This window comes from Armatimonadota bacterium (assembly GCA_031459715.1).
Taxonomy (GTDB): domain Bacteria; phylum Sysuimicrobiota; class Sysuimicrobiia; order Sysuimicrobiales; family Humicultoraceae; genus Humicultor; species Humicultor tengchongensis.
This window is the reverse complement of the sequence record JAVKIA010000057.1, coordinates 1-9967: the sequence shown is the minus strand read 5'-3', so window position 1 is coordinate 9967 and position 9967 is coordinate 1. Positions and strand designations below refer to the sequence as shown.

Annotated in this window: 9 protein-coding genes; all 9 read right to left on the bottom strand. The window is 69.4% G+C overall.

The genetic code is table 11. The features are described 5' to 3' along the window. Positions 1-2503 (bottom strand): ABC transporter substrate-binding protein (locus QN152_13320; protein MDR7540486.1); only part of this gene is annotated, 2503 nt, incomplete at its 3' end. Positions 2504-2706: 203 nt separating this feature from the next. Further along, positions 2707-4875, bottom strand: a complete 2169-nt coding sequence (pcrA, locus tag QN152_13315) for a DNA helicase PcrA (protein MDR7540485.1) — start codon at positions 4873-4875, stop codon at positions 2707-2709. Then, entirely contained in the window at positions 4872-5273 is a 402-nt protein-coding gene (locus QN152_13310) for a PIN domain-containing protein (protein ID MDR7540484.1), read from the bottom strand. The genes pcrA and QN152_13310 overlap by 4 nt, the downstream gene beginning before the upstream one ends. Continuing rightward, the gene (locus QN152_13305; protein ID MDR7540483.1) at positions 5270-5515 is read right to left on the bottom strand and encodes a ribbon-helix-helix protein, CopG family; all 246 of its coding nucleotides are present in this window, start codon (positions 5513-5515) and stop codon (positions 5270-5272) included. The genes QN152_13310 and QN152_13305 overlap by 4 nt, the downstream gene beginning before the upstream one ends. Positions 5516-5587: 72 nt before the next feature. Continuing rightward, on the bottom strand, positions 5588-7129 hold the full coding sequence (guaA, locus tag QN152_13300; GenBank protein MDR7540482.1) for a glutamine-hydrolyzing GMP synthase: 1542 nt from the start codon (positions 7127-7129) through the stop codon (positions 5588-5590). Continuing rightward, on the bottom strand, positions 7126-8304 hold the full coding sequence (locus tag QN152_13295) for a GuaB3 family IMP dehydrogenase-related protein (protein MDR7540481.1): 1179 nt from the start codon (positions 8302-8304) through the stop codon (positions 7126-7128). Before QN152_13295 ends, guaA begins: the two co-directional genes overlap by 4 nt. Continuing rightward, on the bottom strand, positions 8301-8840 hold the full coding sequence (hpt, locus tag QN152_13290) for a hypoxanthine phosphoribosyltransferase (protein ID MDR7540480.1): 540 nt from the start codon (positions 8838-8840) through the stop codon (positions 8301-8303). Before hpt ends, QN152_13295 begins: the two co-directional genes overlap by 4 nt. 155 nt (positions 8841-8995) lie before the next feature. Continuing rightward, positions 8996-9532 carry a hypothetical protein gene (locus QN152_13285; GenBank protein ID MDR7540479.1) on the bottom strand — a complete coding sequence of 179 codons (537 nt, stop codon included), beginning with the start codon at positions 9530-9532 and terminating at the stop codon, positions 8996-8998. 85 nt (positions 9533-9617) lie between these two features. Then, on the bottom strand, positions 9618-9884 hold the full coding sequence (locus QN152_13280) for a hypothetical protein (GenBank protein MDR7540478.1): 267 nt from the start codon (positions 9882-9884) through the stop codon (positions 9618-9620). Positions 9885-9967: the final 83 nt, after the last annotated feature.

Sequence of the window (9967 nt, the reverse complement as noted above, 5' to 3'; positions counted from 1 at the left end):
AGCCGACGCTGGCGAAGCTGGGGATGCTCACCACCTTGGAGACAACGATGACCTCCAGCCGGTTGGATCCCGGCGCCAGCTTCCCTGTCACCTCCGGAGAGAGGTGGACCTTCCAGACCTCGCCAACCGCCCTGGCCACACCGCTGGCTGTCAGCTCACCGCGGGCGTCGAAGAGGAGGTACTTCACCTCCTCGATGTCCGCCGCCGGATAAGGTCGGCCGCGGTAAGTGATCTTGACTTCGAAGGCTCCCTCACTGCCCACCCGGACGCTGGAAGGACCGCTCACTGCCACCGCAGCCAGCCGCGGCTCATCGAACTTCACCCACTTGGTGGAGGGGTCGGGGAAGCGGCCGAAGCGGCGCAGCTCCACGATCTTTTCCACCGGGGAGACGCGCTGGATGAGCAAGGGGCCGGTGCCCACCCAGAAGTGGCCGCGGCCGGTGCGCCAGTGGGTGAGGAAGGTGTAGCGCTGGCGGGCCTCCTCGGGCTTGATCCAGCGGCTCAGGGTGGGAGCGTAGGGTATCCAGTTCTCCGCCCGCGCCGCCGCCAGGTGCTTGTCCAGGACGGCCAGAGTGGGGCCGGCCACGTAGTTGAGCCACTCCACGTTCAGGCGGCGCGCCTTGGCCGAGGAGAAGGCCACCTCCTTGGCCGCCTCGGCGCGGATGCCCACGGCCACGTTGTGCCAGGCGCCGGGGCCGAAGCCGTAGTTGGGCCAGAAGGCCCCGGCCGCCCCCGCTGCCATGTTCTCCGCGTCCATGGTCCACTCGTCCGAGTAGTACTCCACCACCAGCGGGTTCTCGGAGACGATGCGGAAGCCGCGGAACTGCTCCACGAAGGACCTGAACGCCGGGACGACGGCCGGGTCGTAGATGGCGCTGGCCTCCATGGCCCGGTCGAAGGTGAGAATCCACCCCAGCATGATGTCACCCATGGTGAGGAGGCTGCCGTCGTGCCACTGGACTTTCTTAAAGAGGTCCTTCTCGAAGTAGACCACCCGCTTGGTCAGGGCCCGCAGTCCCGTGGGGTGCTTCTCCCGCACGGTGATGAAGCGCTGCTCCTTGGGGTCCCAGGAGATGATGGCGTCGCCGGGAACGGTGATCTGGGGCGCCGCGCGCAGGGTGACCCAGGAGTGCGTGCGGGTCACAGGGAGCCCCTGCTTCACCGTGACCTCGGCCCGCTCCACCCGCTGCGGCATCGCCAGGCCAGTGAAGGGGTCGGGAATGGTTGCGTAGTCCTGCGTGGAGCGGATCAGCGTCTGGTCGAAGATCCAGTTGGAGCCGCCCAGGGGGTTCCACGGCTGGGTGATGATGCTGGGCAGCCCCATGCGGATGGTGCCGCCGGTGCGCCCCTCGTATCGCAGGGTGTAGGGCCAGAGGCGGGAGCCGGAGTAGCCGGCGGCCAGGTCGGCTACCACCTTGATCTCCTTCCGCCGCGGCCAGGCGGAGATACGCTCCACCAGCCAGACCCGCACCGAGTCCTGCATGGCCAGCTCCAGGGCCTGGGCGAAGAGCTTGTTGCGCTCGGCCACCGAGGTGAAGTCCCGCTTCCCCAGCTTGTCGGCTACCTTGTCGAAGGCGTCAGAGGGCTTGTACGCCTGCCAGAGCGGGTCGGTGAGACCCCGCTTGGTGTAGAAGAAGTCGAAGTTGTCGGCCATATCCCGCTGGATCAGGGTGCTGATCCAGCCGCCGGTGTAGATGTGCCACCGCCCGGCCGCCGGGTCGCCGCCGATCCATAGCGGCGCCAGCTCCGCGGACCGCCCGTAGCGGCGCTCCACGGTGAAGCCGATCCCCTCCAGCAGACCGGCCACATAGTCCCCGATCTGCCGCCGCTCGTCCTCGGTGCGGATCAGGAAGATCAGGGTGACCGGGGCACCCCCGTACTGCCACTTCCCGCCCACCAGGGTCGCTCCCAGCTTGCCCATCTCCTCGCTGATCACCGCCCGGGCCCGGTCGGGGTTGGGCGCGTAGCGGATCTCCAGCTTGCGGGCCACGTCGGCCAGGCGAGCGTAGTCGGGGAAGACGGTGTTGATGGGCAGGTAGCGCGGCGTCCCCATGCCGCCCATGATCTCCTGGGCAATGTGGCGCCGGTCCACCAGCCAGTTCATCGCCTCCCGGATGCGGGGGACAGAGAAGGGGTTGAGCCGCGTCGTCCCCGGGAAGGTGGGTCCGACGGGGTTGAAGGTCAGCTCGTGGTAGAGCCCGTAGGAGGTGGCGAAGGCCAGCCCCGGGCTCCGCTGGATGCGGTTGCGCTGCTCGGGATTGGCCGTGCCGGAGAACCAGACCTGGATGTCGTTGGCTTCCAGCCGGCTGATGGCCGCAGCGTCGCTGGGCTCCTCCACCGCCAGCACCACATCGACCCACGCCCCCACCCGGGCCTGAGCGGCGCTGCCGGTCGGCAGGGTGAAGATCAGTGCGGCCACCAGCAGCAGGAGCGGGATCGTCCTCACCCTAGCGGTGGTCTTTCGGGCGAAGAACCGGTATCGCCTCGACCGGACCTCGTCCATCTCCTCCCCCCTCCCAGGTAACATTGTGGTAACGGATTATCTTCCTCTGCAGGGTACAGAGTGCACGATAAGACTATCATATTTGCCTGGCTCCTGCGGGGGCCCCTCCTTCCCCTCCAGGCGGCTCCCGGTGCTGGCACGGCCTTTCCGGCGCCTGGGGTGCTTTCCTCCTTGGTGCTCCCCGCCCCACTGGGCCGCCATGTCTACCGCTCCAGCCGCTCCCCCGCAGCGAGGACCTCCAGGGGCGCGTACCCCAGCGCCAGCCGCTTCACGCCGGTGGCAAAGCGCACGGTGACCACGGCCCGTGCACCCTCCCCCTCCACCTCCAGGACCCGACCCTGGCCGAAGGTGGCATGGCGCACCCATCCCCCCACCGGCGGGGCCACCACCTCCCGGTCCGGCTGCGGCCAGGGCCCGGGAGCCGCGGCCGCCGGTGCCGGCAAAGTCGCGGGCTCCAGCATGGCCCGGGGGATCTCCTCGACGAAGCGGGAGGGGATGCTGGGACGGACGGCGCCGAAGACCATGCGCTGCCGGGCGTAGGTGATGTAGAGCCTCTCCTTGGCCCGGGTCATTCCCACGTAGCAGAGGCGGCGCTCCTCCTCCAGGCCGCCCTCCTCCTCGATGGTCCTGGCGTGGGGAAAGAGTCCTTCCTCCATACCCGCCAGGAAGACCACGGGGAACTCCAGCCCCTTGGCGCTGTGCAGGGTCATCAGGCTGACCCGGTCCGCCTGCTCCTGCCAGGTGTCGATGTCGGTAATCAGGGCCAGGTGCTGCAGGAATGCCTCCAGGCTCTCCTCGCCGCTTGTGGCGGCAAACTCCCGAGCCACTGTGACCAGCTCCCGCAGGTTCTCCAGGCGGGAGTAGGCCTCCTCCGTCCCCTCCCGCTCCAGCATCTCCCGGTAGCCGCTCTCGGCAATGGTCTGCTCGATCAGGTCACTGGCGGGGAGGCGGGCTGCCCGGTCGCGGAGACGCTCCACCAGGCCCACGAAGTCGCCCACGGCACGGGCGGCCGCCCGGGGCAGCTCGGCCAGCGCCTCGGAGCTGGCCATGGCCTCAAGCAGGCTCATGCCCCGCTGCGCGGCGAAGGCTTCCAGGCGCCCAAGGGTGATCTCACCGATCCCCCGCCGCGGCACGTTAACCACCCGTCGCAGGCTGCCCATGTCCAGAGGGTTGTGCGCCAGGCGCAGGTAGGCCAGGATGTCTTTGACCTCGCGCCGCTCGTAGAAGCGCACGCCCCCCACCACCTGATAGGGGATGCCGGCGCGCAGCAGCTGCTCCTCGAAGAGGCGGGACTGGGCGTTGGTGCGGTAGAGGACCACCATCTCCCGGTAGGCCCGCCCCTCCTCATGGTGGTGACGGATGGTCTCCACGACGAAGCGCGCCTCATCGTGGCCGTCGAAGGCCTCGTAGAGGGCGATGGGTTCCCCCTCGGGGTTGTCAGTCCACAGCCGCTTCTGGTGCCGGTGCGGATTGTGCTGGATGACCTCCCACGCCCCGGCCAGAATGCGCTTCGTGGAGCGGTAGTTCTGCTCCAGCTTTATGACGGTGGCATCCGGGTAGTCTCGCTCGAAATCGAGGATGTTACGGATGTCTGCACCTCGCCACCTGTAGATCGACTGATCGTCGTCGCCCACCACGCAGAGGTTGCGGTGCCGCGCGGCCAGAGCGGCGACCAGACGGTACTGGACACGGTTGGTGTCCTGATACTCGTCCACCAGGATGTGCCGGAAGCGCTCCTGGTACTCTGATGCCACCTCGGGCGCCTCCTCGAACAGCCGCAGCGCTTCCAGCAGCAGATCGTCGAAATCCAGCGCCCCCCGCTGCCGCAGCGACGCCTGGTAGCCACGGTAGGCGCGGGCCACCGCCTCCTGGAAGAAGTTCTCCGCCCGCGCCGCGTAGTCGGCCGGCCCCAGCCCCTCGTCCTTGGCCCGGCCGATCAGGGCGTGCACCACCTCCGGGGGAAAGCGCTGCTCCTCCATCCCCAGGTCGGCCAGCACCTCCCGCAGCAGGGTGCGCTGGTCCTCGGTGTCGTAGATTACGAAGTTCCTGGGGATTCCTATGCGCTCGCCGTGACGGCGAAGGATGCGGCTGCAGATGTGGTGGAAGGTGCCGATCCACATCCCGCGGGCCACGGGACCCCCCAGCAGCCGCTCCACCCGGTCCAGCATCTCCCGGGCGGCCTTGTTGGTGAAGGTGACGGCCAGGATCTGTTGGGGCCGCGCCCCCCGTACCCGGATCAGGTAGGCGATCCGGTAGGCCAGGACCCTCGTCTTGCCCGAGCCGGCCCCGGCCAGTATGAGCAGCGGCCCGCCGCCGTGCTCCACGGCCGCACGCTGCGGCGGGTTGAGCTGTTCCAGCAGGTCGGCGGTCACAGGCCGTCGGTCCGGTAGAGGAGAAAGCCCTCCCGCTGGAAGTCCCGGTCGAAGGAGAGGGCGAACTGCACACCTACCTCGCGCATGACCAGAAAGCTGATCTCGTCAACCAGGCTGTAACGGCCCCTCCGGCTGAGGAACTGCTCCACGGCGGAGGCATGCAACCCTCCATCCACCCAGCGGATGCGTACGGCGGGTGGCGCGGCCAGGAACCGCTGCGTCACATCCCAGCCCAGCCGCGACCGGAGAAGAGCCACGCTCTCCAGCAGGACATAGTTGTGGGTCAGCAGCTCCTCGCCCGCCTCCAGGAGAGCCTGCAACGACCGCTGGGCGGAGACGTGGTTGCTGTCCTGCGCATTGGCCAGTGCGTAGATGGCTGACGTATCGAGGAAGATCACCACTCGATCTCCGCCAGGGCGCGGTCGTGTTCCTCGGAGACGCAATAGGGGTCTTTCACCGATGCTGCCCCCACCCAGGGGAAGTCCGCAAGCGTCGGCCGCCTCCGCCTCGGACGGTTCGCCCCCAGGTGCCTGGTCAGGATCTCGCGAACGGCGGCCGAGAGGGACTGGCGCCTGCGGAAGGCCCGGCGCCTGAGGGCCTCGTACGTCGCCTCGTCCAGTTGAATCTGCACCCGGCGCATGGTGGTTACATCATAGCACCATTGCGCGATACTTGCAGATTTGTCCTTGGCCGCACCTGCCGCGCCCGATTCTCACTCCCACTCGATCGTGGCCGGGGGTTTGCTGGTGATATCGTAGAGGACGCGGGCGATCCCGGGGACCTCGCGGGTGATGCGGCTGGCTATCCGCTCCAGCAGGTCGGGTTCCAGGCGGGCCCAGTCGGCGGTCATACCGTCCTCGCTGGTCACGGCGCGGACGACCAGGGCGTCCCCGAAGGCGCGGGCGTCTCCTCTGACCCCTACGGTGGGCACGGGCAAAAGGACGGCGAAGGCCTGCCAGAGGTCGCGCTGCAGGCCGAAGGCCGCGACCTCCTCAGCGACGATGGCGTCCGCCGCGCGCAACCGCTCCAGCCGCTCCGGCCGCACTTCCCCCACCACCCGCACGGCCAGCCCGGGACCGGGGAAGGGGTGACGCTCCACCAGCGCATCGGGCAGCCCGAGCTGGCGGGCCAGCTCCCGCACCTCGTCCTTGAACAGCTCGCGTAGGGGCTCCACCAGGCGCAGGCGCATCCGTTCGGGCAACCCTCCCACGTTGTGGTGCGTCTTGATCCGGGCCGCGGTGCGGGTGCCGCTCTCGATGACGTCGGGGTAGAGCGTCCCCTGCACCAGGACGTCCACCCGCCCCAGGCGGGCCGCTTCTTCCTCGAAGACCCGGACGAACTCCTCGCCGATGATCCGCCGCTTGGCCTCGGGGTCGGTGACTCCGCGCAGCCGGGCCAGGAACCGTTCCCGGGCGTCTACCTGGACCAGGCGGATCCTGAAGGTGTCGCGGAAGGTGGCGATCACCTGCTCTGCTTCGCCGCGGCGCAACAGGCCGTGGTCCACGAAGATGCAGGTGAGGCGGTCACCGATCGCCCGGTGGACGAGCGCCGCGGCTGTGGCGGAGTCCACGCCGCCGGAGAGGGCGACGATGGCCCGCCCCCTCCCCACGGCGGCGCGAGCCTCCTCCACCGCGCGCTCGATGAGGGAGGCCGTGGTCCAGGTGGGACGGCAGCCGCAGACGCCGTAAAGGAAGGCGCGCAGCACCTCCCCGCCCCAGGGGGTGTGGGAGACCTCCGGGTGGAACTGCAGCCCGTAGAGGTGGCGCGCCGGGTCGGCGGCGGCAGCCACCGTGCCGGCGTCGGTGTGGGCCAGGACGACAAACCCCGGTGGCAGACGCCGTACCGCGTCGCCGTGGCTCATCCAGCAGGTGAGGCGGTCCTCCAGCCCGACGAAGAGCGGCTCCCGTCGGTCGACGAAGAGGCGGGTGCGGCCGTACTCCCGCCGATCGGCGGGGCCCGTCTCCCCGCCCAGGAGGTGGGCCATCGCCTGCAGGCCGTAGCAGATGCCCAGGATGGGGACCCCGAGGGCGAACAACTCCGGGGAAGGGAGGGGCGCGCCCGGCTCGTAGACGCTGGCCGGCCCGCCGGAGAGGATCACCCCCTTCGGGCCCAACCGCACCAGGTCCGATAGCGGGGCGTCGAAGGGGAGGATGAGGCTCTTCACCCGACTCTCCCGCACGCGGCGGGCAATCAGCTGTGCGTACTGCGCGCCGAAGTCCAGGACCACCACCACATCGTGGTCCTGCTCCTTCACCGGCCCTGCCCCACTCCCTGGGTGAACTGCAGCCGCTTGCCTTCTGTGGCCAGCGCCGGGGCTAGGATGATCTCCACCTGGTGCATCGCCCGCAGATCGGCGGCGCCACACAGCCCCATGGCCAGCCGCAGCGCCCCCGCCAGGTTCTGCGATCCGTCGTCCACCACGGCCGGCCCCAGCAGGATCTGCTCCAGGGAGCCGGCGGTCCCCACCCGCACGCGCGTGCCCCGGGGCAGAGCCGGGTGCGGGGTGGCCATCCCCCAGTGGTAGCCCCGACCAGGCGCCTCCTCCGCCCGGGCGAGGGCCGATCCCAGCATCACCGCGTCCGCCCCGCAGGCGATGGCCTTGGCCACCTCTCCTCCCACGCCGATGCCCCCGTCTGCCACGATGGGCACATACCGCCCGGTCCGCCGGAAGTAGGCGTCACGCGCCGCCGCCGCCTCGGCGATGGCCGTGGCCTGGGGGACGCCCACACCCAGCACCCGGCGGCTGGTGCAGGCCGCGCCCGGGCCCACCCCGACGAAGACCGCGGCCGCGCCCGCCTCCAGCAGGTCTGCCGCGCCCTCGGCGGTGGCGCAGTTGCCCATCATCACCGGGACCTCCAGCTGCTCCACCAGGGCCCGCAGAGATGTGGCCTCTCCGCTGCGGCTGCGGTGGCGGTCGGAGGAGACGGTGGACTGAATTAGGACGGCGTCCGCCCCCGCCTGCTGGGCCAGCGGCGCCAGGTGAGCGGCCCGAGCCGGGGTCACGGAGACCAGGCAGGGGACCCCTGCGGCTTTGATGGCGGCGACGCGCGCCCATACCAGCTCCTCGCGCACGGGCGGCTGGTAGACCGCCTGCAGGCGGGCGACCACCTCGTCCAGAGGCGCGGCGGCGATGGCCTCCAGGGCGGCTTCAGGGTCGGGATAGCGGGTCTGGATCCCCTCCAGGTTGAGCACACCGGCCGCGCCCATCCGCCCAAGCAGGGCTGCGGTGCGCACGTCGGTGACGCTGTCCATGGCCGCCGCCAGGAAGGGGAGGGGAAATCGCAGGCGCCCCACCTGCCAGGAGAGGTCCACGTCCTCCGGATCGACCGTGGCAGCGGCCGGGACCAGGGCGATCTCGTCGAACCCGTACGCCCGCCGGTCGGCGCGGGCTCGAGGGAGGAAGGGAAGCGTGGCGGCGTCCGGAGTCAACTGCGGTAGACTTCCGGCTTCAGCACGCAGATGAACGGAAGGTTGCGATACAGGCCCGAGTAGTCCAGGCCGTAGCCCACAACGAACTTGTCGGGGATCTCGAAGCCGCGGTAGTCGATGCGCACGTGACGGCGGCGCCGCGGCACCTTGTCCAGCAGGGCGCAGACCCGCAGCGACGCCGGGTAGCGGGCGCGCAGGGTTTCCAGCAGGTAGTCCATGGTCAGCCCGGTGTCGATGATGTCGTCGACGATGAGGACGTGACGGCCCTCGATGCTCTGGTCCAGGTCCTTGAGGATGCGGACGATGCCCGAAGACTCCGTGGCGGCCCCATAGGAGGAGGTGGCCATGAAGTCCACGCCGCAGGGGATGCTGATGTGCCGCAGGAGGTCGGAGAGGAAGACGAAGGCACCAATCAGAATCCCCACCAGCAGGGGGTCTTTGCCGTCGTAGTCGCGGGAGACTGCCTGGCCGAGCTCCCGGATCCGCGCCTGCAGCGCGGCTTCCGGGATGAGGACCTCGTCGATGTCATCCAGCAGGCCCACGGCCCCTCCGGCAGCCAGGATGCGAGAAACCCCGCCAGGGTGGCGGGGCGCCAAAGCATTGATTCATTATAGCCGCAGCAGCCCGCGGCCGGTCAAGGGGACGTAATGGTCACCTTGTCTGAAGAACATCGGTGCGGTCGTCGCCGACTCTACAGGCGGGCGAGGATCGTCGCCACCTGGCGCAGGGCGGCCTCGGCCGCTTCGAGGAGGAGCATCCGGCTCGGGGGGCCAAAGGCCTGTGCTCGCACCACTTCCTGCCGGAGCACCCGCCGCGAGGCCACCTCCAGGACCCGCACCTCCACCGCCGCTCGGGCCAGCCCTTCCCGGAAGCTGGGAACCATGGTGGTCCCGGGAGGCTCGTCAGGAAGCCCGGTCACCTCCGCCGTAATCCACCGCCCGGTCACCACCCACTCTGCACCGAGAACCCGCCCCACCTCCGCACTGCGCAGCGGGGAGACCAGATCGGCTGGAAGCCATCCTCTCTGACGCAGGACGTCGCGCACAGGATCGCCGGCGATCACACGCAACTGCGGAGCTTTAGCCAGGGCCTGCACGATGGAGGGGACGGCAATCTGCCCTACCCCTACCATCCACCCCTCGGTGCTCTGGTCGACAAAGTCCACCAGCACGACGACTCGGAGCGACTGCGCAGATCCTCTCGCCGTCCCCAGCAGGAGGGCGAGCAAGACTACGAGGCCTACCGACGCAAGAACCCCTCCGCGCCCAGGTGCTCCCCGTCTCCGCCGCATGGATTCCCTCACTCCGCTCCACTCACTGCGACCCTGCCCGCCGGATGATGGTCCAGACGCCACCCTCGTACTTGACCAGGTCGCCCACCTCGACTTTGAAGAAGAAGTCGTCCGGGACCGCGTACTCGATGCCGTTGATCACGACGACGTACTGAGGATCCGCTGCGCGGGCGTACTTGGCCTCCACCCAGCCGATCACTTTCGGTCCACCTCCCCCCCCGTCGCAGGAAGGGAGGACCTGAGCCAGGGTCGTGGCCACAAGCGCGACAAGCAGCAGGCCCTTCGTCACCGAGCTCCTCCGCCAGGCTGTCGCCCTTATCCTACACCAATCCTCATCCCCCAGACAGTCTGGGATTCCCCGCAATCGGCTAC